This is a genomic window from Rugamonas sp. FW305-51, from assembly GCF_058786935.1.
In genome coordinates, this window is the sequence record NZ_JBYSZG010000068.1 from 1 (window position 1) to 22656 (window position 22656).

Genomic DNA, 22656 nt, shown 5'->3' on the forward strand with positions numbered 1-22656 from the left:
GGAGCGGGAGAAGAGTCTCGAACTCTCGACCTCAACCTTGGCAAGGTTGCGCTCTACCAACTGAGCTACTCCCGCATCTGCTTTTCAGCGCGCCGTCGTCATCAACAACAGGCCAGCATTATAGAGGATCTATCCGGTCTGTCAATGGTCAAAACATTTTCAATAGAGAAATGATGAAAATTGTTTATACCGCGACGGTCGTCGCTGGCCGTCAGATGGTGCCGGCCCGCTCCTTGATCATGGGCCAGGCCAGGCGCAGGTAGTAGAACATGGACCACACGGTCAGCACGCAGGCTATCAGCAGCAGCCGTTCGCCCCACACCTGGGTATCGACGGCGCCGGCCAGGATGTCATGGAACAGCAGCATGGGAATGGCCGTCATCTGGGCCGCCGTCTTGATCTTGCCCAGCGAGCTGACGGCCACGGATTTGGACGCGCCGATTTGCGCCATCCATTCGCGCAGCGCGGAGATGGCGATTTCGCGGCCGATGATAATAAAGGCCAGCACGGCGTTGACCCGGTCCAGCTGCACCAGCACCAGCAAGGCCCCCGCCACCATCAGCTTGTCGGCCACCGGATCGAGGAAGGCGCCGAAGGCCGACGTCTGGTTCCAGCGCCGCGCCAGGAAGCCATCGAACCAGTCGGTGACGGCGGCGACAATGAACACCAGGGTGGCGGCCAGATTGCGGTCCGCCAGCGGCAGCCAGTGCGTGGGCAGGTAGAACACGCCGACGACCAGCGGGATCAGCGCCACGCGCAGCCAGGTCAGCAGGATCGGTATATTGAAAGGCATAGGGTCAAGTAAAGTTGCAACTGTAAAAACTGATGTCGCCGCTAGTCTACCTTGCGGGCGCACTTTAAACCAGCGCGGGCTGCACCGGATATAACTCGCCCCGCCCCGCAATGGCCGGCCGCCGCCGCTGCGCCGCAGCACGGTCACGCGCGCGCGACGTCATGCTAGTGCAGCTGGCGGTAGATTTCCTCGGCCAGCGCGCTCGATATGCCTTCCACCTGCATCAGGTCCTGCACGCTGGCGTCGACCACGCCGCGCAGGCCGCCAAAGCGGGCCAGCAGCTTCTGGCGCCGCTTGGCACCTATGCCTTCGATCTCTTCCAGGCGCGAAGTCTGGCGCGTCTTGGCGCGCTTGGCGCGCATGCCGGTGATGGCGAAGCGGTGCGCCTCGTCGCGGATCTGCGCCACCAGCATCAGGGCCGCCGACTCCTTGCCCAGTTCCTGCGACGGCCGGCCATCGACGAACATCAGCGTCTCCAGGCCCACGCGCCGCCCCTCCCCTTTTGCCACGCCGACGATCAGGCTGATGTCCAGCCCCAGCTCGGCGAACACCTGGCGCGCCATTTCGATCTGGCCCTTGCCGCCGTCGATCAGCACCACGTCCGGCATCACGCCGTCGCCGTTGGCCACCTTTTCGTAGCGGCGCATCAGCACCTGCCGCATCGCAGCATAATCGTCGCCGGGCGTGATGTCGTTGATGTTGTAGCGGCGGTACTCGCCGTTCTGCATCTGGTGGTGGTGGAACACGACGCACGAGGCCTGCGTCGCCTCGCCCTGGGTGTGGCTGATGTCGAAGCATTCCACCCGCAGCGTGTCGATGTCTTCCGGCTCCAGCGCCAGCGCCTCGACCAGCGCGCGCGTGCGCGACTGCTGCGAGCCCTGCTCCGACAGCAGGCGCGCCAGCGAGATCTCGGCGCCCTTCTGCGCCAGTTCCAGCCACTTGCGGCGCTGGTCTTGCGGCTGGAACACCAGGTGGATGCGGTGGCCGCACTGCTCCTGCAGGGCCAGCATCAGGGCCGGCTGGTCGAACTCGATATTGAGAATCAGGGTGCCGGGGATGAATTTTTCCGTGTAGTGCTGGACCAGGAAGGCGCTCAGCACTTCCACTTCGATCGGGTCTTCCGCGATGGCTACCGCGTCGTTCAGCTGGGTGGGGAAATAGGCGCGGTCGCCCAGGTGGCGCCCGCCGCGCACCATGGCCAGGTTGACGCAGGCCCGCCCGCCCTGCACCAGCACGGCCAGGATGTCGACGTCGGCGTCGCCCGTAGTCTCCATGCTCTGCTGGTGCAGCACGCGCGACAGCGACGAGATCTGGTTGCGCACCACGGCCGCCTGCTCGAACTTGAGTTCGGCCGCGTAGCCATGCATCTTCTTTTCCAGCTCGTCCATCACCTCGCTCTGGCGCCCGCGCAGGAAACGGGCCGCGTTGGCCACGTCGGCCTGGTAGTCTTCCTTGCTCACCAGGTCCACGCAGGGCGCGCTGCAACGGCCGATCTGGTGCAGCAGGCAGGGACGCGTGCGGTTGGCATACACGCTGTCCTCACAGGTGCGAATGCGGAACACCTTCTGCAGGATCTGCATCGATTCCTTGACGGCCCACGAGCTGGGGAACGGGCCGAAATACTGGTTCTTCTTGTCCACGGCGCCACGGTAGTAGACCATGCGCGGCGCGTCGCCGGCCGTGATCTTCAGGTAGGGATAGGACTTATCGTCGCGGAACAGGATATTGAAGCGCGGGTGCAGCGTCTTGATCAGGTTGTTTTCCAGGATCAGCGCTTCGGCCTCGCTGTGGGTGACCGTCGTTTCCAGCCGAGCGATGCGCTCGACCATCATGGCGATGCGGGGGCTGGCCAGGTTCTTCAGGAAGTAGCTCGACACGCGCTTCTTCAGGTCGCGCGCCTTGCCCACGTAGAGCACATTGTCGGCCGCATCGAAATAGCGGTACACGCCCGGCAGGTTGGGCAGCTTGGCCACGGTGGCCAGCACCTGCGCGCGCGGATCGGGGACGCTTGCCTGTTCGTTTGCTTCGTTCATTTCCTGGTACCTGTTACCTGTTTCAGCCGGCCTGTTCGACGATGACGAAGGCGACGGCATATTCTTCCTCGTCGCTGATGCTTACCTGCGCCGACAGCCCCTTGTCCTGCATGAATTGCTGCAGCACGCCGCTGCAGACGATGACCGGCTTGCCGCTGGGGTCATTCAGCATCTGGGCCGCCGGCCACGTCATCGGCATGCGCAGGCCCAGGCCGATGGCCTTGGAGAACGCTTCCTTGGCGGCGAAGCGGGTGGCCACGAAACGGATGCCGCGCGCCGCGTTCTTGGCCTTGCGGGCATGGTATTTCTCCATTTCCTGCGGCCCCAGGATCTTTTGCGCGAAGCGGTCGCCGTGCCGCTCCAGCGCCGCGGCGATGCGGGGGATGCGGCAGATGTCGGTGCCGACCCCGTAGATCATTTTGCGCCCCGCCCCAGCCGCGTGGACACCATGATGGCCTTCATCTCGCGCACGGCGTTTTCCCAGCCCGCGAACACGGCGTGGGCCACGATGGCGTGGCCGATATTGAGTTCGGCGATCTCGGGAATGGCGGCGATCGCCTGCACGTTGGTGTAGTGCAGGCCGTGGCCGGCGTTGACCTTGAGGCCGCGCCCCACGCCGAACAGCACGCCGGCCTTGATTCGCTCGAGCTCCGCCGCCTGTTCGGTGCCTTCCGTGTCGGCATAGCGGCCCGTATGGAGCTCGATCACGGGCGCGCCGATGTCGGCGGCGGCGGCGATCTGCGCTTCGTCGGCGTCGATGAACAGGCTCACGCGGATGCCCTCGCCCTGCAGCTGGCGCACGGCCGCCTGCACGGCGTTGAAATGGGTGACGACATCGAGGCCGCCTTCGGTGGTCACTTCGGTGCGTTTTTCCGGCACCAGGCAGACGTCGGCCGGCTTGATGCGGCAGGCGAAGTCGATCATCTCCTGGGTCACGGCCGCTTCCAGGTTCATACGGGTCAGCAGCTGGGGCGCCAGCGCGATCACGTCCGCGTCCTTGATGTGGCGCCGGTCTTCGCGCAGGTGCAGGGTGATGCAGTCGGCCCCGGCCTGCTCGGCCAGCAGCGCGGCGCGGATGGGATCGGGATAGCGGGTGCCGCGCGCATTGCGCAGGGTGGCTACGTGGTCGATGTTGACGCCCAGGTCGATGACGGGGCCGGCAGGCTGGAGAAAGCTCATTGATTTATACCGTTTATCAGGTTAACAGTTCAAGGCAGTTTTAAGCAGTTTCAGTAGTGTAAAGCGGTTTAAAGCTGCATCAGGTCGATCAGGATCTGGCGCGTGTTGAGCGGCGCGCCGCCCAGGTGGTGCGCCAGCAAAAAACGCATCAGCTGCTTGCTCTGGGCCTGGGTGGCCGCGTCGCTGTAGTCTGCGCGTTCCATGTCGAGCAGGGTCTTGCCGGCCACGCGCGGCCAGCTGTCGCCGGCGCGCTCGGGACGGGGGCCACGCTCCGGGTCCACCACGTACAGCCGCTCGGCCACGATGGCTTCGCGGCTGGCCGTGCAGCGCGTCAGGTCGGCCGCCACGCCCGTTTCCTTGAGCAGGGCCAGCTCGAACTTGCGCAGCACGATGGGCGCCGGCTCGTTGTGGGCCAGCTGGTTGAGCGTGGCCACGTAATGGTCGAACAGGGCCGGATGGGCGTCGTCGCGCGCCAGCAGCTTGACCAGCAGCTCGTTCAGGTAGAAGCCGCACAGCAGGGCCGTCTTTTCCAGCGGCAGCATGCCGCCCACCCATTCGGCGCTGGTCAGCACGCGCAGCTCGGATTTGCCGCTCCAGCCCGCCTGCAAGGGCTGGAAGGTCTGCAGCACGCCCCGCAACTGGGAATGGGGCCGCTTGGCGCCCTTGGCAATCAGGGCCACGCGGCCGTAGTCGCGCGTGAACATGTCCACGATCAGGCTGGTTTCCTTGTACGGGTAGCTGTGCAGCACGAACGCCGGCTGGCCGCTCACCCTGGTGCCGAAGGTGCGCTCGCGCGCGGGCTGGCGCGGGCGGCGGGCGGGCGCGGCGGCCGATAAAACAGCTGAGCCCGTGTCCGCCCCGGCGCCGGGCGCCGCGGTGGACACGGGCTCAGCCGTATCGTGGTCTGCTGTCAGCGTGGACATGCGTGTGCCGGGATTCCCTGGCGCTTACTCGTAACCGTAGGCGCGCAGGCCCGCCTCATTGTCGGCCCAGCCCGATTTGACCTTGACCCAGATTTCCAGGTAGACGGGACCGCCGAACAGTTTTTCCATGTCCAGCCGGGCCTGGGTCGACACTTCCTTCAAGCGTGCGCCCTTGTCGCCGATGATCATGGACTTGTGGGTATTGCGCTCGACCAGGATGGCGGCGAACACGCGGCGCAGATCGCCCTCCTGCTCGAACTTCTCGATCAGCACGGTGCTGGTGTAAGGCAGCTCGTCGCCCACGAAGCGGAACAGCTTCTCGCGCACGATTTCCGAGGCGAGGAACTTCTCGCTGCGGTCCGTGATGTCGTCCGGGCCGAAGATGGGATCGTTCTCGGGCAGGAACTTCTTGATCTCGTTCTGCAGTCCGTCGAGCTGGAAGCGCAGCTTGGCCGACACCGGCACGATGGCCGCGAAGTCGAACAGCGCCGCCACTTTCTGGGCGAACGGCAACAGCACGGCCTTGTCCTTGACGCGGTCCGACTTGTTAATCACCAGCACCACGGGCACTTGCTTGGGCAGCAGGTCCAGCACTTCCTGGTCGGCCGGGCCGAAGGTGCCGGCCTCGATCACGTACAGGATCAGGTCGGACGAGATCAGGGTGTTGGTCACCGTCTTGTTAAGCGTCTTGTTCAGCGCGTTCGAATGGCGGGTCTGGAAACCGGGCGTATCGACGTAGATGAACTGGGCGTCGTCCAGGGTCTGGATGCCCGTGATGCGGTGGCGCGTGGTCTGCGCCTTGCGCGACGTGATGCTGACCTTGGCGCCGATGAGGGTATTCATCAACGTCGATTTGCCCACGTTGGGGCGGCCGACGATGGCGATATAGCCACAGCGGAAGGGAGCGGGAGTGGGTGCGGTAGTCATGCTGGTCGATTCTATCAAGGTGTTACGTGTTGGCCAGCTTGCCCGTGGCCGCGGTGGCGGCAGCGGTGTCCGGCTGGGCCGGGGCGGCGTCGCTCTGGATGGTGGCGATGCCGGCCAGTTTGAGCTGGGCCGCGCGCGGCTTGGCCTTGCGGCTGGACGCGGGCGTTTTCACCAGCGCCTGCTCGGCCACTTCCAGCGCCAGCTTGGCCGCGGCCTGTTCGCCGGCGCGGCGGCTGCCGCCCCGGCCATAGACCTGGATGCCCAGCTTGGGCACCAGGCATTCGATCTCGAATTCCTGGCTGTGCGCGGCGCCATGGGTGGCTACCACATTGTACAGCGGCAGCGAGATCTTCTTACTTTGCAAGAATTCCTGCAGCAGTGTCTTGGCATCCTTGCCCAGCGTCTGGGGATCGACCGAGTCCAGGATGGGGATGTAGAAGGCCCGGATCGCGTCGCGCGCGGGGTTGAAGCCGCCGTCGAGGAAGATGGCGCCCAGCAGCGCTTCCAGCGTGTCGGCCAGGATGGACGGCCGGCGGAAGCCGCCCGACTTCAGTTCGCCCTCGCCCAGGCGCAGGAACTGCGACAGCTCCAGCTTCTGGGCGATTTCGTACAGCGACTGCTGCTTGACGAGGTTGGCGCGCAAGCGCGACAGGTCGCCCTCGTCGATGGAAATGTAGCGTTCGTACAGGATGGACGCGACCACGCAGTTGAGCACGGAGTCGCCCAGGAATTCCAGCCGTTCGTTATGCAAACTGCTGTGGCTACGGTGCGTCAAGGCTTGCTGCAACAGGCCAGCATCCTGGAACGTATAGCCTAAACGGGTTTGCAAGAGCTGAAGATTCATCGTCGGTTCAGTAAGTGTATGTCTGTAAAGCTTTATTGGTCGGCCGAAGCCGTCGGTACGCCGCCCTTGGCGGTGGAGCCGGAGTATTCGAGCAGCAGGCTGGCCGGGCCGAACAGCGGGATCTTCTTCTCGTAGGCGAAGCTCACTTCCATCTCGTTGTTTTCCTTCGAGATGATCAGGTCCTTGCCGGTGATCGAGGTGATGTAACCGACGTCGGCATTGGCATTGAACGAAGCCTGGATTTCGCGCACGGTGGAACCGGCGCTCTTGGCCTTGATGATGGCGTTCTGGATCGCCCGGTATTCCGTGTAGGTGGGCACGATCTTCATGGCCAACACGCCCAGGAAACCGAGCACGGCCAGGGATAGGATCAGGCCCACCAGGGAGATACCGCGCTGCCGCTTGCCGCTATGCTTGATGCCCACCATGCTCGCTCCTTAGTGTATGCCGCCGATGCGGCGCAGGTTGCTCAGGTTCATCCAGACGAAGAAGGCCTTGCCCACGATATTCTTGTCCGGCACGAAACCCCAGTAACGGCTGTCGGCGCTGTTGTCGCGGTTGTCGCCCATCATGAAGTAGTTACCCTCAGGAACGACGCAGGTGAACCCTTCATAGTTGTAGGAGCACGCATCGCTGTGCGGGAACGGCTTGACGTCGGCCAGGTTCAGGGTCGGCGCCTGCTCGTTGTTAAGGATCTTGTGCGACACGCCCGTCAGGTTTTCCAGGTACTGCTTGTTGTAGACCAGATGCTCGTCGTCCAGGTAATCGTCCATGGGCGCATACGACACGGCCTTGCCGTTCACCGTTAAGCGCTTGTTTTCATACGTAATTTTATCACCGGGCACGCCAACCACACGTTTGATGTAATCCTGGGTCATGTCCTTGGGATACTTGAACACCATCACGTCGCCGCGCTGCGGGTTGTTGACTTCGATGATCTTCTGGTTCAGCACGGGCAGGCGGATGCCGTAGGTGAACTTGTTCACCAGGATCAAGTCCCCCACCAGCAAGGTCGGCACCATGGACGAGGACGGGATCTTGAACGGCTCGTACAGGAACGAGCGCAGGAAGAACACCAGCGCGATGACGGGGAAGAAGCTGCCCGAATACTCGATCCATGTGGGCTGGCGCAGCAGCGCATGCTCGATGGCGCTGCGGCTGCTGGTGTTGTCGAGCTTGATGCCGTCGGCCGTCAGCTTGGCATTACGGCTGTCGTAGTCGGCCAGGGCGCGGTCGGCCGCCAGGCGGCGCTGCTTGGCCAGGTAGAACACGTCCAGGAACCAGATGACCCCGGTCACCACCATCAATACGAACAGAATTAAAGCAAAGTTTCCTAAAATGACTTGCAGGTTCATTTCTCATCCACTTGTAAGATTGCCAGGAACGCCTCTTGTGGAATCTCGACCGAGCCCACTTGCTTCATGCGTTTTTTACCTGCCTTCTGTTTCTCCAGCAGTTTCTTCTTACGGCTGATGTCGCCGCCATAGCACTTGGCCAGCACGTTCTTGCGCAGCGCCTTGACGTTCTCGCGCGAAATCACGTTGGCGCCGATGGCGGCCTGGATCGCCACGTCGAACATCTGGCGCGGGATCAGTTCGCGCATCTTGGCGGCCACCTGGCGGCCACGGTAGGCGCTGTTGGAGCGGTGCACGATGATGGCCAGCGCATCGACCTTCTCGCCATTGATCAGCATGTCGACCTTGACCACGTCGGACGGCCGGTATTCCTTGAACTCGTAGTCCATCGACGCATAGCCGCGCGAGGTGGACTTGAGCTTGTCGAAGAAGTCCAGCACGATCTCGCCCATCGGCATTTCGTAGATCAGCTTGACCTGGCGGCCGTGGTAGCTCATGTCCATCTGCACGCCGCGTTTGCCGATGCACAGGGTGATGACGGAACCGACATACTCCTGCGGCATGTACAGGTTGACGGTGACGATGGGTTCGCGGATCTCTTCGATCTTGGACGGGTCCGGCATGCGCGAAGGGTTGTCCACCCGCAGCACGGTGCCGTCGCGCATTCCCACTTCGTACACCACGGTCGGGGCCGTGGTGATCAGGTCCATGTCGAACTCGCGCTCCAGGCGTTCCTGCACGATCTCCATGTGCAGCAGGCCCAGGAAGCCGCAGCGGAAGCCGAAGCCCAGCGCCTGCGACACTTCCGGCTCGTACATCAGGGCCGCGTCGTTCAGTTTCAGTTTTTCCAGCGAGTCGCGCAGCGCGTCGTACTGGTTGGCTTCCACAGGGAACAGGCCGGCGAACACTTGCGGCTGCACTTCCTTGAAGCCGGGCAGCGGCGCCTCGGCGGGACGGTTGGCCAGGGTGATGGTATCGCCCACCTTGGCCACTTTCAATTCCTTGATGCCGGCGATCACAAAGCCCACCTGGCCGGCCGACAGTTCCGGCAGCGACACGGAACGGGGCGAGAAGATGCCGATGTCTTCCACCAGCTGCACCGAGTCGGTGGCCATCAGGCGGATCTTGTCCTTCGGTTTCAGGGTGCCGTTGACCACGCGCACCAGCATCACCACGCCCACGTAGTTGTCGAACCACGAGTCGATGATCAGGGCCTGCAGCGGCGCATCCTTGTCGCCCTTCGGCGGCGGCACCTTGGCGATGATCGATTCGAGCACGTCTTCCACGCCCAGGCCCGTCTTGGCCGAGCAATGGACGGCGTCGCCGGCCTCGATGCCGATCACGTCTTCGATCTCGGCAATGGCGGCCGGCGGATCGGCGTTGGGCAAGTCGATCTTGTTCAGCACGGGCACCACTTCCACGCCCAGGTCCAGCGCCGTATAGCAGTTGGCCACCGTTTGCGCTTCCACGCCCTGGGACGCGTCGACCACCAGCAGCGCGCCTTCGCAGGCCGACAGCGAGCGGCTGACCTCGTAGGAAAAGTCCACGTGGCCGGGAGTGTCGATCAGGTTCAGGTTGTAGACCTGGCCGTCGCGGGCCTTGTATTGCAAGGCTGCGGTCTGGGCCTTGATGGTGATGCCGCGCTCACGCTCCAGATCCATCGAATCGAGCACTTGCGCCTCCATCTCGCGGTCCGACAGGCCGCCGCACAGTTGGATGATGCGGTCCGCCAGGGTCGATTTACCGTGGTCGATGTGGGCGATGATGGAGAAATTGCGTATGTTGTTCATTAACAAATATTCAAAAACGGATTGAAACGACGAGGTAACGGCTGGGCTTCATACAAAAAAAGCGCTCCGAACGGGGCGGTAATGCCCTGGCGAGCGCCTTGATGACAACCACTAAAACGCAAAACAGCAGCTTTTCTAACCTGCCATTTTACCGGATTTCAGAGTGGAAAGCCCGTGTTATGACGCTGCAAACGCGCCGAAATATCAAACCGTCAATATTTTGCCGCATAAATAAGCATATGCAACACGGAAATAGTTGATTAATCAAGCAATTGCGCCGGCCAGTCAGACTGCCAGGACTTGGCGCACGCGTTCCGCGTCCAGGAAGTAGTGGCACAGCTCGGGCTGATCGAGGGCGCCGAACAGGACGGGTACCAGCTCGTCGAAGCGGGCCACCAGGGCCGGGTCGGCGTCCACGTCGATCACCTCCACCGTGAACGGGCGCTCCGGCGTGTGCAGCAGGTTCAGGGCGTCCAGCATGTCCTGACACAGGTGGCAATAGCTGCGGGAATAGAGTGTGAAATGCATCATGGGTAGGCTGGCAAGGAAAACGGGCCGCCCCATGATACAGGACGGCCCGCGGTGCCGGGTAGTGCCGGCGATGACCGGCCGGGGCCGCGGGCGGCGACCACCAGGCCGGCTATACCGCCGGGATTGGCGGACGGCGCCGTCCCGCTTACTTGGCCGCCGGCCGCAGCGACACGAACTGGGTCACGTCGCCGCGCCGCACCAGCACCACCGACGCCTTCTTCGGGTCCAGCTTGGCGACGGCCGCGTTGAACTGCTTGGCGTCGTGGATGTCGATATTGTTCAGCTGCAAGATCACGTCGCCCTGGCGCAGGCCGGCCCGGGCCGCCACGCCTTCCGTCGCGTCCACCACCACCCCGCCCTCCACGTCCAGCTCGCGCTTTTGCAGCGGCGTCAGGTCGCTGACCTTGAAGCCGAGCGCATTGGCCGATTCCGCCTTGGGCTTGGCGCTCTCGCCCTTGGCCTTGGCCTTGGCCGTCTTGTCCGGTTCGAGCTCGGCGATGGTGACCTGCACGTCCTGCTGGGCACCCTTGCGCCACAGCGTGACGGTGGCCTGGCTGCCCAGCGCCGTGCCGCCCACCAGGCGCGGCAGGTCGGACGAGCGGTTGATGACGATGCCGTTGTACTTGAGGATGATGTCGCCGGCGCGGATGCCAGCCTTGTCGGCCGGGCCGCCCGGCTCCACCAGCGACACCTCCGCGCCCTGGGCCGACTTCAGCCCTAACGATTCGGCCACGTCCTTGCTCAGCTCGCCGATCTGGACGCCGATGCGCCCGCGCGTCACCTTGCCCGATTTTTTCAGCTGGTCGGCCACGCGCATGGCTTCGTCGATGGGCACGGCGAACGAGATGCCGTTGTAGCCGCCCGACAAGGTGGCGATCTGGGAATTGATGCCGATCACCTCGCCCCGCATGTTGATCAGCGGCCCGCCCGAGTTGCCGGGATTGACGGCCACGTCGCTCTGGATCAGGGCCAGGTAGTCGCCCGTATCGCGCGATTTGGCGGAAATGATGCCCGCCGTGACCGTGTTTTCCAGGTTGAACGGCGAACCGATGGCGATCACCCATTCGCCGACGCGGATCTTGTTCGAGTCGCCCATGGTCAGCGTGGGCAAACGCGTACCGTCAATCTTGAGCAGGGCCACGTCGGTGCGGGCGTCCGCGCCCAGCACCTTGGCCTTGAATTCGCGCTTGTCCGTCAGCGTCACGTACACCTCGTCGGCGCCGTCCACCACGTGGGCGTTGGTCATCACATAGCCGTCGGCCGAAATGATGAAGCCGGAACCGATGCCGCGCTGCACCTGTTCCTCGGGCGCCTGGCGCCGGCCGCGCGGCGTCTTGCCGCCGGGGCTGGGGGTGGGGATGGCGCCGCCGAAGAAGCGGCGCAGGAATTCCTGCATCTCCTCGTCGCCCGGCATGCCCTGCCCGCCCTGTCCCAGCTTGAGCCGTTCCGTGGTGCGGATGTTGACCACGGCCGGCCCGGCCTTGTCGACCAGCTCCGTGAAGTCGGGCAAGCCGGCCACGGCCGTCGTGGCGGCCGCGTGGGCGGCCGGCGCCAGGCCCAGCATGGCGGGCGCAAACAATACGCCTGCGCTGACGAGCAGCGCGGAAAGAGTCTTACTACCAGTGGAGATGTAATTTTTCATGGAAAGTAGCGATCTTTGTAGAGTTCGGAAAAACATCGCCGCCGCAGCAGCATACTTTGCGGCAGCATAAATGATGGTAAGCGAAAACCGGTGCTGCCGTATCGGCAAGATGTTACTAATCGCTACTTTTTCAAGGGATGGCGGCGCCGGGCCGGCTCAGGAGGCGGAAGCGAGCACGGCCGGGGCATCGCCATCGCCCTCGGAGGCCGCCGCCGACGCGCCGGCCGGCGGCGCGGCCAGGGGTGGCTCGGCCGCCAGGCGCTGCGCCAGCCGGTCGGCAAAGCCGTCGCTGAGCGCGCCGTCGGCGCCGGCCCGCAGGGCGTCGCCGATCACGTGATAGGCGCGCCAGGCGGCGCGGCCGTCGTCGCTGGCCAGCGCGGCCAGGGCCAGTTCCCGCTCGCTGTCGGGCAACTCCCCGTCGGCCAGGGCCGAGATGTTTTCGTGCAATCTCTTGGAGGTATCCATTCCGTTTCCTGCCATGTCTACACCAACCTGCCGCGGGGCGAAATCGGCAGGGACTGTAACTTGCAGTACCTCCCGTGTCCCGCCATCATTGCCGCCCTACCAGCGCTTGTCAACCGGCATATCGAGCAAGGGCCGCAACTTTTCCGCAATCACTTCGCGCGCGCGGAAGATGCGGCTGCGCACGGTACCGATGGGGCAAGCCATGATCTCGGAAATCTCCTCATAACTCAGTCCTTCGATCTCGCGCAGGGCCACGGCCGTGCGCAAATCCACCGGCAGCGCATCCATGGCCGCGTCGACGGTCTGGGCGATCTGCTTGCTGGCCAGCACGGATTCGGGTGTATTGATGTCGCGCAAATGGTCGCCGTCATCGAACGCCTCGGCCCGCTCCGCATCGGCCTCCGTGGAGGTGGGCGTGCGCCGCGCTTGCAGGGCCAGGAAGTTCTTGGCCGTGTTGATGCCGATCCGGTACAGCCACGTGTAAAAGGCGGCGTCGCCCCGGAAATGGCGCAACGCGCGGTATGCCTTGATAAACGTTTCCTGCACCACATCCTCCGCTTCCGCCGGATCATGCACGATGCGCGACAGCAAACGCATCAGCCGGCGCTGATACTTTGCCACCAGCAAATCGAATGCCTGTTTGTCGCCAGCCTGGACCCGTTCGACCAGCAGCTGATCGCACTCACGTTCTGTTGTCACTCCCGTCGTCCTCGGTGGCCTGCAGCGTGGGCGCATATAGCAATAGAGTTTGCCGGCTGCAAGAAGTTCACGGATTGCGTCATTTTTTTTCACGTCCCGTCCGCCATGCCACTGGCGCGGGCGGCCACGGCGCGGCAAGCCAGCGCCAGGGGGCGAAAAGCCGGTCCCGCCACGCAGCCCGGCACCACCAGCAGCTCCCGCACCGGCCCGTCCACACTGCCCAGGCGCAACAGCAGCAAGTCCGGCCACAAGGTCGAACCGGCCAGCAGGACCAGCGGTGCCTCCGCCTCCCGCGCCGGCACCGCAGCCGGCCGGGAGGCGAACGCGGATGTAGCCATCCCCTCCCCTGTGTGTTGGTATACCGTCAGCCGAATCTGGCCAACCGGGGATATATCAATCCTGCGCGGCTTAGGCTTGCCGCCGCGCCAAGGCAAGCCGGCCACGCCGGCCGCCACGCAGAGCACAGCCCAGCCCCACCCGGGACACACCAGGGCGGACACCATCACGCCGGCGCAGACCGTCACGCGCAGCAGGCACAGCGGCAACGAAGGGCGCACAAGGGCCGACACGGCAATCGACATGGCAAGCACATCGCAATATTGCGCAACGCTACAAATTGAAGGGAAAACAAGGAGACGCGCCGGACGAGCCGGGCAATTCAGGCGCCGGCGAATGCCGGCGCCGAATTAGCGCTCACCCTGGTTGGACAGGGTGGGCGCTAAAAGGTTCACACTTTTCCGAACACCAGACTGCCGTTGGTGCCGCCGAAGCCGAACGAGTTCTTCACTGCATACTCGATCTTCATCGGACGGGCCGTATTGGCACAGAAGTCCAGGTCGCAAGCGGGGTCCTGGTTGAAGATGTTGATGGTCGGTGGCGACACCTGATGGTGCACCGCCAGTACCGTAAACACCGCTTCCAGACCGCCGGCGCCGCCCAGCAGGTGACCGGTCATCGACTTGGTCGAATTGATCACCATGTTCTTGGCGTGCGCGCCGAAGGTGCGCTTGATGCCCTGCACTTCCGCCACGTCGCCCTGCGGGGTGGACGTGCCGTGCGCGTTCAGGTAATGCACCTGGTCCGGATTGACGCCCGCGTTACGCAGGGCGTTGATCACGGACTTGCTGCCGCCGCTGCCATCTTCCAATGGCGAGGTCATGTGATAAGCATCGGCGCTCATCCCAAAGCCCAGCAGTTCGGCGTAGATCTTGGCGCCGCGCGCCTTGGCGTGCTCGTACTCTTCCAGCACCATGACGCCTGCGCCCTCGCCCAGCACGAAGCCGTCGCGGTCGCGGTCCCACGGCCGCGAAGCGGTCGCCGGATCGTCATTACGGGTGGACAGGGCACGGGCCGAGGCGAAACCGCCCAGCCCCAGCGGCGACACGGTCGATTCGGCACCGCCGGCGATCATGACGTCGGCATCGCCGTATTCGATCAGGCGGCCGGCCGCGCCGATGCTGTGCAGGCCGGTGGTGCAGGCCGTCACGATCGACAGGTTAGGACCACGCATGCCGTACTTGATCGACAGGTTGCCCGAGATCATGTTAATGATCGAGGCAGGCACGAAGAACGGCGAGATACGGCGTGGACCACGCTTGTCGTAATCTTGCTTGGTTTCTTCGATCAGCGGCAAGCCGCCGATGCCGGAACCGATGATCACGCCGATGCGATCGGCGTTTTCCTCGGTGACGACCAGACCGGAGTCCTGCACCGCCTGGATGCCGGCGGCCATGCCGTAATGGATGAAGGTATCCATATGGCGCGCTTCTTTGGCGGGGATGTAATCCTCGATGTTGAAGCCTTTGACTTCGCCGGCAAATTGGGTGGTAAAGGGTTGCGCATCAAACTTGGTGATGTTGGCAATACCCGATTTCCCCTCGGTGATTGCGCTCCACGCTTCGGCAATGTTGTTGCCGACGGGCGTCACGCAGCCAAGGCCGGTGATCACAACACGACGGTTTTTAGAACGGCTCAAGCGATTCTCCTGGAGTCGATCGGACAGGCTTAGGCCTTGACGTGGGCAGTAGCGTAGTCGATCGCTTGCTGCACGGTGGTGATCTTCTCGGCTTGCTCGTCAGGGATTTCCATTTCGAACTCGTCTTCCAGGGCCATCACCAGTTCCACGGTGTCCAGGGAGTCCGCGCCGAGGTCGTCGACGAACGAGGATTCGATCTTGATGTCTGCTTCGGCGACGCCCAGTTGCTCAGCGACGATTTTCTTAACGCGTTGTTCGATATCCGACATGTTATGGCTCCATTTTGTTTGTTACGGAAAGCGCGCATTTTATCAGGTTTGCGCACTGAAAAACTAATTTCGGTGTCTGCTGCTATTTCTACCGAAATCACTGCTAAATGATTTGAACGGGCAGCCTAGTGGCTGCCAGCCCGCCTCAATTCATGTACATACCACCGTTCACGTGCAGGGTGGTACCGGTAATGTAGGCTGCCTGCGGCGAGGCCAGGAAGGCCACGGCGGCGGCGATGTCTTCCGGCTTGCCCAGGCGCGCCAGCGGGATCTGGGTCAGCAGGGCGGCGTGCTGTTCTTCGCCCAGCGACTTGGTCATGTCCGTGTCGATAAAGCCGGGCGCCACGCTGTTGACGGTGATGTTGCGGCTGCCGATTTCGCGCGCCAGGGCGCGGCCCATGCCTTCCACGCCGGCCTTGGCCGCCGCGTAGTTCATCTGGCCCGGATTGCCCGACGACGCCACCACCGATGTGATGTTGATGATACGCCCGGTCTTGGCTTTCATCATGCCGCGCAATACGGCGCGCGACAGGCGGCCCACGGCCGACAGGTTGGTGGCGATCACGCTGTCCCACTCCTCGTCCTTCATGCGCATGGCCAGCTGGTCCTGGGTGATGCCGGCGTTGTTGACCAGGATGCCGACGGCGCCCCAGGTTTTGCCGATCTCGTCGATGACGGCTGCGCAGCGTTCAGCGTCCGTCACGTTCAGCACCATGCCCTGTCCTGCTTCCGCACCGATCTCGGCCAGGTAGGCGCTGATGGCCTGGGCGCCGGCTTCCGTGGTGGCCGTGCCGATCACGCGCGCACCCTGGCGCGCCAGTTCCTGGGCAATGGCCTTGCCGATGCCGCGCGAGGCGCCCGTGACCAGGGCGATTTGATTTGCTAAATTCATGTCTGTCCTTACGTAAATAACGATACTGTCCTGGCGGGCCCGTGCTTACTTGAGCAGGGTCAATACCCGTTCCAGCGAAGCCTGATCCACGATGGCGTCGCCCACCAGGCGCGCGTCGATGCGCTTGGTCAGGCCCATCAGCACCTTGCCGGGACCGCATTCGATCACCTGGGTGATGCCGTCGTTGGCCACCTGCTGCATGGTTTCCACCCAGCGCACGGGGCTGGCCGCCTGGCGCACCAGCGCATCCTTGATGGCGGCCGGGTCGTTGACGATGGCCACGTCCACGTTGTTGATCAGCGGGATCTGGGGCGCGGCGAACGCCAGGCCGGCCATGTATTCGCGCAGGCGGTCCGACGCCGGCTTGAGCAGCGACGAGTGGAACGGCGCCGACACGGGCAACTTCATGGCGCGCTTGGCGCCCTTGGCCTTGGCCAGTTCGCAGGCGCGCTCGACGGCGGCCGTGTGGCCGGCGATCACCACTTGGGCCGGCGCGTTGAAGTTGACGGGCTCGACCACCGAAGCGGGATCGGCCGCGGCCGCTTCCGCGCAGGCGGCGCGCACGTCGTCATCGGACAGGCCCAGCACGACGGCCATGGTGCCCTGCCCCACGGGCACGGCTTCCTGCATGGCCTGGGCGCGGAAACGCACCAGCGGCACGGCATCCTTGAAGGCGATCACGCCGGCCGCTACCAGGGCCGAGTATTCACCGAGGCTGTGGCCGGCCACCACGGTCGGCACGGGGCCGCCGGCCGCCAGCCAGGCGCGGTACACGGCCACGGCGGCCGTCAGCATCACGGGCTGGGTGTTGGTGGTCAGGTCCAGCTCTTCCTTCGGGCCTTCGGCAATCAGCTTGCCCAGGTCGAATTGCAGCGCATCGGACGCTTCGGCCACCGTCTGGGCCACGACCGGGTTGCCGGCAAAACCGTCCAGCATCGCAATCGCTTGCGAACCCTGGCCTGGGAATACAAATGCAAATTGAGTCATACGTTATCCGTTTGTTAAGTGGGGCGAAACCCCGAAACCTTACACCGGGCTGCGGCCCGGCGTACCCGGCGTTTGCGCCCTTAGAATTCTAATTCTAAATTGCGACCAAAAAATTACATGCGGGCGAGCACGGCTCCCCATGTGAACCCACCACCCACACCTTCCATCATCACGTTCTGGCCCGGCTTGACGCGGCCGTCGCGTACGGCGATGTCCAGCGCCAGCGGGATCGAAGCAGCCGACGTGTTGCCGTGCTGGTCCACCGTCACCACCATCTTTTCCGGCGGCAGGCCCAGCTTCTTGGCCGTGCTGTTCATGATGCGGATGTTGGCCTGGTGCGGAATCAGCCAGTCCAGCTGGTCGGACGTCATGCCCGCCTTGTCCAGTGCCTCGTGCGCCACTTTTTCCAGGACCGACACGGCCAGCTTGAACACGGCCGGACCATCCATGTACAGGAAGCCGCTGCCGGCGATGGCGCCGCCATCCACGTTGCCCGGCACGCTGAGCACGTCCGCGTGGCGGCCGTCCGCATGCAGCTTGGTGGCCAGGATGCCCGGCGTTTCCGAGGCCGTCAGCACGATGGCGCCGGCGCCGTCGCCGAACAGCACGCAGGTGCCGCGGTCGTCGAAATTGAGGATGCGGGAAAACACTTCGGCGCCGATCACCAGCACGTTCTTGTGGGCGCCCGACTTGATGAAGCTGTCGGCCACGGAGACGGCGTACACGAAGCCGCTGCACACCGCCTGCACGTCCACGGCCGCGCCGTTGTTGGTGATGCCCAGCTTGCGCTGCACGATGCAGGCCGTGCTGGGGAAGCTGCCGAAGAAGTCCGGGGTCGAGCTGGCAACGATGATGAGGTCGATATCGTCCGGCTGCATGCCGGCCATCTGCAGCGCGTTTTGCGCGGCATGCACGGCCAGGTCCGAGGACTTCTGCTCCGGTTCCGCGTAATGGCGGGCCGAAATGCCGCTGCGGGTGAAGATCCACTCGTCCGACGTTTCGATCCCCTTGGCGGCCAGTTGCTCCGTCAGGTCCTGGTTGGTGACCCGCTTGGGTGGCAGATAGCTGCCGGTGCCGATAATTTTGCTATACAAAGTCATACCGCTATACCGTCCACTAAATAGTTGAGCCAGGTACTTCCTGTGCTGTCGTTTCGCGCGGCATCAATTCAGCGATCATGGTCGCCAGATGGGCCAGCACGTCATTTTTTGCAGCATCATACGCGCGTCGGATCGCCCACTCAAAGGAAAAAGCATCGGCGCTGCCATGGCTCTTGAACACCAGGCCGCGCAAACCGAGCAGGCTGGCGCCGTTGTAGCGCGATGGATTGACGCGGTTGCGCACCGCTTTCAGGGCGCCCATGCCCAGCAGCCCCCCCAGCATGCTGAGCCAGTTGCGCTTGAATTCGGTGCGCAGGGTGTCGGCGAACAGGCGGGCCACGCCTTCGATCGCCTTCAGCGTGACGTTGCCCACGAAGCCGTCGCACACGACGATGTCGGTGGTGCCCTTGAAGATGTCATTGCCTTCCACGTTGCCGTAGAAGTTGAGCGCGCCGCGCTCGTGGTCGGCCTGCAGCAGCTTGCTGGTGGCCTTGACCACTTCATTGCCCTTGATGTCTTCCGTGCCCACGTTAAGCAGGCCGATGGTGGGGCGGGCGATGTGTTCCATCGCGGCCACCAGCACCGAACCCATGATCGCGAACTGGTGCAGGTGATGCGGTTCGCAATCGACGTTGGCGCCCAGGTCCAGCATGTAGGTGGGGCCGTTCTTCTGGTTCGGCATGATGCTGCAGATGGCGGGACGGTCCACGCCGGCCATGGTCTTGAGCACATAGCGCGACACGGCCATCAGGGCGCCCGTATTGCCGGCCGAGACGCAGGCCTGGGCCCGGCCTTCCTTGACTTGCTCGATCGCCACGCGCATCGACGAATCTTTCTTGCGGCGCAGGGCCACTTCCAGCGGATCGTCCATGGTGACCTGCTCGGAGGCGTGCTGCACGGACAGGCGCGGGTGCGCGTCCGCATGGTGTTTCTTCAGCTCGGCACGGATGACGTCTTCCAGGCCGACGAGGATCAGTTCGGCGTCCGGCTCACTGTTGACGAAGGAAATTGCTGCAGGAATAGTAACCGACGGGCCATGATCTCCGCCCATGCAGTCGATAGAAATTTTGATTGTCATTGTTTTGATTCAGTACCACGCCCTATCCTTCTGGGACTAGTCGCGGCAAGATGCGGACCTCGGTGACGCTGGGTCAACGCGATTCAAAATGACGGTATGCAAAAGAGGATTGCAGCCGATGAAAAAGAAAAAGCGGCGCCACGCCGGTTATACACCACGTTGCACCGCTTATCTTAGCCCACAAAAAACGTCGATTACTCGTCGTTTTTGGTTTTCAGGACTTTACGACCACGATAGAAGCCGTTAGGGCTGATGTGGTGACGCAGGTGGGTTTCACCGGTCGTAGGCTCGATACCCAGTTGTGGGGCAACCAGGAAATCGTGCGAACGGTGCATACCGCGCTTCGAAGGGGACTTCTTGTTCTGTTGAACGGCCATGATGACTCCTAATACATAAGTTCTTAAATTTTAACACATTCGACTGGCAAATTCATGCGAATCGAGTATCCCAGCGGCAAAACTGGTCATACTTGCCTTGCCGACATCGTTAAACTGCTTTTGCTACGCTTCACTACACATTGCCATACTCGATTACTACACGCGTTTGACACGTTCTTTACCAGGAGGTCGTTTCAACCTCCTAACTACTTATTCGGATTTGAGGCCCTTGAGGGCGTCGAATGGCGACTTTTTCACGCTCTTGGCCGCTTCCACCAGTGCTGCGTCCGGGCAGACGTCGTGCTTGGGCGTATGCGGCAAGGCCAGCAGGGCCTCGTCTTCGACCAGGTCGGCCACGCTCATGCTGCGGGTGCCGACGATGACGTCGATTGTTTCATCATTAATGATTTCTTCGATCTCGTCGGCCTGCGCGTCGTCTTTACCGAGCATCAGCAACGTCGAGGCGTCGATCTTGTATGCATACGGGGTCAGGCAACGCTGGCATACCAGCTGCACCGTGCCGGTCACCGTCAAATGAATCTGCGGAAAACCTTGCTTGCTGGTGCCGCCTTCGAGCTTCCAGCTGATGGTGCCGGACTGGTCCGCGCAATCTTTCGTCAAGCGGGTCATTGCGGCGACAGGCGTGACACCCTCGCTGATCCCGCTCGTCCGACAAAAATCAAATGCGTCGATCACTACAGCGCTCATGGACTAGCTTCCCCGGAAAACCTGCGATAATAACAGGGTTTTCGCCACCGAGTCAAAGCCCGGCGCATTTTTTGCGCCTTTTTCGGCTTTTTACGCCCGGCGACAGAGCATATAACATTTCTCCACACTAGGCCAGCATGACGGCCAGAAAATTGCATGAAGACAATCGATTCCCTCCCCGCCCGTCTCGTTTTAGCCTCCAGCTCCGCCTACCGCAAGGAACTCCTGTCGCGCCTGCACCTGCCGTTCGAGGTGGCCGTGCCCGACATCGATGAAAGCCCCCTGCCCGGCGAATCGCCCAGCGCCACGGCCCTGCGGCTGGCCCGCGAGAAGGCGGCCGCCGTGGCCGCCCGCCTGCCCGGCAGCATCGTGATCGGCTCGGACCAGGTGGCCACGCTGGACGACGCCCAGATCGGCAAGCCGGGCGACCATGCCAACGCCCTGCGCCAGCTGCAGCAGATGCGGGGCCGGCAAGTGGTGTTTCACACGGCCCTGTGCGTGTGGGACGGCCGCGCCGCCGACCCGGCCGCCGCGGCCCAGGTGCAGGATATCCAGACCGTCGTCACCTTCCGCGACTTGCCGGACGCCGAGCTGGACGCCTACCTGCGCATCGAACAGCCCTACGATTGCGCCGGCAGCGCCAAGAACGAAGGACTGGGCATTGCCATCCTCGAACGCATCGACAGCAGCGACCCGACGGCCCTGACGGGCTTGCCCCTGATCGCACTCACCGGCATGCTGCGCCGGATCGGCGTGTCGTTCTTCGGCACCGCCCGCACGGGCGCCTGAAGCACCGCCGCAACCACCCAGAACAAGCAACCAGAACCCAACAAGAAGAAAACCATGCCAGGCACTCTCTACCTCATCCCCAACACCCTGGGCGCCACCGAAGCGCTGTCGCACGTCATCCCTGAGCACGTGCAGGCCACCACGGCCAGCCTCGACTATTTCGTGGCCGAGAACGCCAAGACGGCGCGCGCCTTCCTCAAGCTGGTGGGCGCCGTCCACCCCCTGTGCAAGCCGCTGCAGGAAATCCAGATCGCCGAACTGAACGTCAACACCCCCGCGCAAGCGCTGGCCGGCTTGCTGGCGCCCCTGCTGGCGGGGCGCGATGCGGGCCTGGTGTCGGAGGCGGGTGTGCCGGCCGTGGCCGACCCCGGCGCCGACCTGGTGCGACTGGCGCACCAGCACGGCATCCCCGTGCGCCCGCTGGTGGGGCCGTCGTCGCTGCTGCTGGCCGTCATGGCAAGCGGGCTGAACGGCCAGAGCTTCGCCTTCAACGGTTACCTGCCCACGGACGCGGCCCAACGCACCAAGCGCATCCAGGAGCTGGAAAAGCGCTCGCGCAGCGAAAAGCAGACCCAGCTGTTTATCGAAACGCCCTACCGCAACGCGGCCATGCTGGAAGCGCTGGTAGCGGCTTGCCAGCCCGGCACCGTGCTGTGCGTGGCGACCGACCTCAGCCTGCCCTCGGAAACCATCCGCACCATGACGGGCGCGCAATGGAAGAGCCAGCTTGGCGCCGGCAAGGGGCCGGACTTCCACAAGAAACCGACCGTGTTCCTGCTGCTGGGCCAATGAGGCGGCGGGACCGGCCTGGTTACGCAAAGCGCCCGGTCACGATCGCGCGTCAGCGTTTTTCAACAAGGAAAACAGCTGCACGATGTCAATCAGTTGGATCAAACGCTCCCCCTGGTCCGCCTTGATCACCTGACTGACAAGTGCGCCGCCGTCCTTGCCCGCCAAGGGCAGCGCGATGAAGTCTTCCGGATGGAATTTCGCCACGCCATGCAGCTCGCTCACCAGCAGCCCGACGGTGCGCGCGCCATGTTGCACCACCACGATCTGGGAACGGCCATCGGGCGTGGTCCGCTGCCCCGATACCAGGAAAGCCAGGTCGTAGACCCAGACAAACTCCGGCGCATCGGCCTCGCCCTCCTCGAGCTTGACCACCCCCAGGCAGGCGGTGCCGCCACCCATGGAGACCGGGGTCAGCCTGGACGCCGCACGCGCCTCACGCACTTCGGCGGCCGCCAGCGCAAACAACGCACCACCGACAAAGAACGTGGCGAACTCCGCCCCCTTCCCC

Annotated in this window: 26 protein-coding genes and 1 tRNA gene; 2 read left to right on the top strand and 25 right to left on the bottom strand. The window is 63.5% G+C overall.

Annotated features, from left to right (window positions below; translation table 11 throughout):
* Positions 1-2: 2 nt before the first annotated feature.
* The 24 genes from AC3WOS_RS26835 to AC3WOS_RS26950 all read right to left on the bottom strand — a co-directional run bounded on the left by AC3WOS_RS26835 (position 3) and on the right by AC3WOS_RS26950 (position 20567).
* Positions 3-75, bottom strand: a tRNA-Gly gene (locus AC3WOS_RS26835).
* A 136-nt stretch (positions 76-211) separates the two neighbouring features.
* On the bottom strand, positions 212-793 hold the full coding sequence (gene pgsA / locus AC3WOS_RS26840) for a CDP-diacylglycerol--glycerol-3-phosphate 3-phosphatidyltransferase (protein WP_492720151.1): 582 nt from the start codon (positions 791-793) through the stop codon (positions 212-214).
* 164 nt (positions 794-957) lie between these two features.
* Positions 958-2826, bottom strand: coding sequence for an excinuclease ABC subunit UvrC (uvrC, locus tag AC3WOS_RS26845; protein WP_492720153.1), 1869 nt, complete (start codon positions 2824-2826; stop codon positions 958-960).
* Positions 2827-2848: 22 nt separating this feature from the next.
* The gene (gene acpS, locus AC3WOS_RS26850) at positions 2849-3244 is read right to left on the bottom strand and encodes a holo-ACP synthase (RefSeq protein WP_492720155.1); all 396 of its coding nucleotides are present in this window, start codon (positions 3242-3244) and stop codon (positions 2849-2851) included.
* Positions 3241-4005 (bottom strand): pyridoxine 5'-phosphate synthase, encoded by a 765-nt coding sequence (gene pdxJ / locus AC3WOS_RS26855; RefSeq protein WP_492720157.1) that lies wholly within the window; start codon positions 4003-4005, stop codon positions 3241-3243. The genes acpS and pdxJ overlap by 4 nt, the downstream gene beginning before the upstream one ends.
* Positions 4006-4073: 68 nt before the next feature.
* On the bottom strand, positions 4074-4928 hold the full coding sequence (recO, locus tag AC3WOS_RS26860; RefSeq protein ID WP_492720159.1) for a DNA repair protein RecO: 855 nt from the start codon (positions 4926-4928) through the stop codon (positions 4074-4076).
* Positions 4929-4952: 24 nt separating this feature from the next.
* Positions 4953-5855: a GTPase Era gene (gene era / locus AC3WOS_RS26865; protein ID WP_492720161.1), complete on the bottom strand. Its 903-nt coding sequence runs from the start codon at positions 5853-5855 to the stop codon at positions 4953-4955.
* 22 nt (positions 5856-5877) lie between these two features.
* On the bottom strand, positions 5878-6699 hold the full coding sequence (rnc, locus tag AC3WOS_RS26870) for a ribonuclease III (protein ID WP_492720162.1): 822 nt from the start codon (positions 6697-6699) through the stop codon (positions 5878-5880).
* Between the two features lie 32 nt (positions 6700-6731).
* On the bottom strand, positions 6732-7127 hold the full coding sequence (locus AC3WOS_RS26875) for a DUF4845 domain-containing protein (RefSeq protein ID WP_492720164.1): 396 nt from the start codon (positions 7125-7127) through the stop codon (positions 6732-6734).
* Between the two features lie 9 nt (positions 7128-7136).
* Positions 7137-8054: a signal peptidase I gene (lepB, locus tag AC3WOS_RS26880; protein WP_492720165.1), complete on the bottom strand. Its 918-nt coding sequence runs from the start codon at positions 8052-8054 to the stop codon at positions 7137-7139.
* Complete coding sequence (gene lepA, locus AC3WOS_RS26885; protein ID WP_492720166.1) at positions 8051-9844, bottom strand: translation elongation factor 4; 1794 nt, start codon at positions 9842-9844, stop codon at positions 8051-8053. Before lepA ends, lepB begins: the two co-directional genes overlap by 4 nt.
* 285 nt (positions 9845-10129) lie before the next feature.
* On the bottom strand, positions 10130-10372 hold the full coding sequence (locus AC3WOS_RS26890; protein WP_492720187.1) for a glutaredoxin family protein: 243 nt from the start codon (positions 10370-10372) through the stop codon (positions 10130-10132).
* 148 nt (positions 10373-10520) lie between these two features.
* A complete protein-coding gene (locus AC3WOS_RS26895) occupies positions 10521-12017 on the bottom strand; it encodes a DegQ family serine endoprotease (protein WP_492720168.1) in 1497 nt (498 codons plus the stop codon).
* 156 nt (positions 12018-12173) lie between these two features.
* Complete coding sequence (locus AC3WOS_RS26900; RefSeq protein ID WP_492720169.1) at positions 12174-12482, bottom strand: RseA family anti-sigma factor; 309 nt, start codon at positions 12480-12482, stop codon at positions 12174-12176.
* Positions 12483-12578: 96 nt separating this feature from the next.
* Positions 12579-13181: an RNA polymerase sigma factor RpoE gene (gene rpoE, locus AC3WOS_RS26905; RefSeq protein ID WP_492720171.1), complete on the bottom strand. Its 603-nt coding sequence runs from the start codon at positions 13179-13181 to the stop codon at positions 12579-12581.
* 89 nt (positions 13182-13270) lie between these two features.
* Positions 13271-13519, bottom strand: coding sequence for a hypothetical protein (locus tag AC3WOS_RS26910; RefSeq protein WP_492720173.1), 249 nt, complete (start codon positions 13517-13519; stop codon positions 13271-13273).
* 389 nt (positions 13520-13908) lie between these two features.
* A complete protein-coding gene (fabF, locus tag AC3WOS_RS26915; RefSeq protein WP_492720174.1) occupies positions 13909-15156 on the bottom strand; it encodes a beta-ketoacyl-ACP synthase II in 1248 nt (415 codons plus the stop codon).
* 29 nt (positions 15157-15185) lie between these two features.
* Positions 15186-15425: an acyl carrier protein gene (gene acpP, locus AC3WOS_RS26920; RefSeq protein WP_008449912.1), complete on the bottom strand. Its 240-nt coding sequence runs from the start codon at positions 15423-15425 to the stop codon at positions 15186-15188.
* A 145-nt stretch (positions 15426-15570) separates the two neighbouring features.
* Positions 15571-16317, bottom strand: a complete 747-nt coding sequence (fabG, locus tag AC3WOS_RS26925) for a 3-oxoacyl-ACP reductase FabG (protein ID WP_492720177.1) — start codon at positions 16315-16317, stop codon at positions 15571-15573.
* Positions 16318-16362: 45 nt separating this feature from the next.
* A complete protein-coding gene (gene fabD / locus AC3WOS_RS26930) occupies positions 16363-17304 on the bottom strand; it encodes an ACP S-malonyltransferase (RefSeq protein ID WP_492720178.1) in 942 nt (313 codons plus the stop codon).
* Between the two features lie 113 nt (positions 17305-17417).
* Positions 17418-18404: a beta-ketoacyl-ACP synthase III gene (locus AC3WOS_RS26935; RefSeq protein ID WP_492720179.1), complete on the bottom strand. Its 987-nt coding sequence runs from the start codon at positions 18402-18404 to the stop codon at positions 17418-17420.
* A 16-nt stretch (positions 18405-18420) separates the two neighbouring features.
* On the bottom strand, positions 18421-19482 hold the full coding sequence (gene plsX / locus AC3WOS_RS26940) for a phosphate acyltransferase PlsX (RefSeq protein WP_492720180.1): 1062 nt from the start codon (positions 19480-19482) through the stop codon (positions 18421-18423).
* A gap of 194 nt (positions 19483-19676) precedes the next feature.
* A complete protein-coding gene (rpmF, locus tag AC3WOS_RS26945) occupies positions 19677-19859 on the bottom strand; it encodes a 50S ribosomal protein L32 (protein WP_008449924.1) in 183 nt (60 codons plus the stop codon).
* 210 nt (positions 19860-20069) lie between these two features.
* The gene (locus AC3WOS_RS26950) at positions 20070-20567 is read right to left on the bottom strand and encodes a YceD family protein (protein ID WP_492720182.1); all 498 of its coding nucleotides are present in this window, start codon (positions 20565-20567) and stop codon (positions 20070-20072) included.
* Between the two features lie 156 nt (positions 20568-20723).
* Between AC3WOS_RS26950 and AC3WOS_RS26955 the strand changes: the two genes are divergently transcribed.
* Positions 20724-21356, top strand: coding sequence for a Maf-like protein (locus AC3WOS_RS26955; RefSeq protein ID WP_492720183.1), 633 nt, complete (start codon positions 20724-20726; stop codon positions 21354-21356).
* A 54-nt stretch (positions 21357-21410) separates the two neighbouring features.
* Positions 21411-22148, top strand: a complete 738-nt coding sequence (locus tag AC3WOS_RS26960) for an SAM-dependent methyltransferase (RefSeq protein WP_492720185.1) — start codon at positions 21411-21413, stop codon at positions 22146-22148.
* Positions 22149-22184: 36 nt separating this feature from the next.
* Here AC3WOS_RS26960 and AC3WOS_RS26965 read toward each other — a convergent pair.
* On the bottom strand, positions 22185-22656 hold a 472-nt coding region (locus AC3WOS_RS26965; RefSeq protein ID WP_492720186.1), incomplete at its 5' end, for a chemotaxis protein CheW.

Excerpts from the sequence above, each read along its gene's own strand:
- AC3WOS_RS26935 (WP_492720179.1), bottom strand. The coding sequence starts at position 18,404 with ATGACTTTGTATAGCAAAATTATCGGCACCGGCAGCTATCTGCCACCC.
- recO (WP_492720159.1), bottom strand. The coding sequence starts at position 4,928 with ATGTCCACGCTGACAGCAGACCACGATACGGCTGAGCCCGTGTCCACC.
- AC3WOS_RS26955 (WP_492720183.1), top strand. The coding sequence starts at position 20,724 with ATGAAGACAATCGATTCCCTCCCCGCCCGTCTCGTTTTAGCCTCCAGC.
- lepB (WP_492720165.1), bottom strand. The coding sequence starts at position 8,054 with ATGAACCTGCAAGTCATTTTAGGAAACTTTGCTTTAATTCTGTTCGTA.
- era (WP_492720161.1), bottom strand. The coding sequence starts at position 5,855 with ATGACTACCGCACCCACTCCCGCTCCCTTCCGCTGTGGCTATATCGCC.
- AC3WOS_RS26950 (WP_492720182.1), bottom strand. The coding sequence starts at position 20,567 with ATGAGCGCTGTAGTGATCGACGCATTTGATTTTTGTCGGACGAGCGGG.
- acpS (WP_492720155.1), bottom strand. The coding sequence starts at position 3,244 with ATGATCTACGGGGTCGGCACCGACATCTGCCGCATCCCCCGCATCGCC.
- AC3WOS_RS26960 (WP_492720185.1), top strand. The coding sequence starts at position 21,411 with ATGCCAGGCACTCTCTACCTCATCCCCAACACCCTGGGCGCCACCGAA.
- fabD (WP_492720178.1), bottom strand. The coding sequence starts at position 17,304 with ATGACTCAATTTGCATTTGTATTCCCAGGCCAGGGTTCGCAAGCGATT.
- pgsA (WP_492720151.1), bottom strand. The coding sequence starts at position 793 with ATGCCTTTCAATATACCGATCCTGCTGACCTGGCTGCGCGTGGCGCTG.
- plsX (WP_492720180.1), bottom strand. The coding sequence starts at position 19,482 with ATGACAATCAAAATTTCTATCGACTGCATGGGCGGAGATCATGGCCCG.
- pdxJ (WP_492720157.1), bottom strand. The coding sequence starts at position 4,005 with ATGAGCTTTCTCCAGCCTGCCGGCCCCGTCATCGACCTGGGCGTCAAC.
- acpP (WP_008449912.1), bottom strand. The coding sequence starts at position 15,425 with ATGTCGGATATCGAACAACGCGTTAAGAAAATCGTCGCTGAGCAACTG.
- uvrC (WP_492720153.1), bottom strand. The coding sequence starts at position 2,826 with ATGAACGAAGCAAACGAACAGGCAAGCGTCCCCGATCCGCGCGCGCAG.
- fabG (WP_492720177.1), bottom strand. The coding sequence starts at position 16,317 with ATGAATTTAGCAAATCAAATCGCCCTGGTCACGGGCGCCTCGCGCGGC.
- AC3WOS_RS26890 (WP_492720187.1), bottom strand. The coding sequence starts at position 10,372 with ATGCATTTCACACTCTATTCCCGCAGCTATTGCCACCTGTGTCAGGAC.
- lepA (WP_492720166.1), bottom strand. The coding sequence starts at position 9,844 with ATGAACAACATACGCAATTTCTCCATCATCGCCCACATCGACCACGGT.
- AC3WOS_RS26900 (WP_492720169.1), bottom strand. The coding sequence starts at position 12,482 with ATGGATACCTCCAAGAGATTGCACGAAAACATCTCGGCCCTGGCCGAC.
- rnc (WP_492720162.1), bottom strand. The coding sequence starts at position 6,699 with ATGAATCTTCAGCTCTTGCAAACCCGTTTAGGCTATACGTTCCAGGAT.
- AC3WOS_RS26875 (WP_492720164.1), bottom strand. The coding sequence starts at position 7,127 with ATGGTGGGCATCAAGCATAGCGGCAAGCGGCAGCGCGGTATCTCCCTG.
- AC3WOS_RS26895 (WP_492720168.1), bottom strand. The coding sequence starts at position 12,017 with ATGAAAAATTACATCTCCACTGGTAGTAAGACTCTTTCCGCGCTGCTC.
- rpmF (WP_008449924.1), bottom strand. The coding sequence starts at position 19,859 with ATGGCCGTTCAACAGAACAAGAAGTCCCCTTCGAAGCGCGGTATGCAC.
- AC3WOS_RS26910 (WP_492720173.1), bottom strand. The coding sequence starts at position 13,519 with ATGGCTACATCCGCGTTCGCCTCCCGGCCGGCTGCGGTGCCGGCGCGG.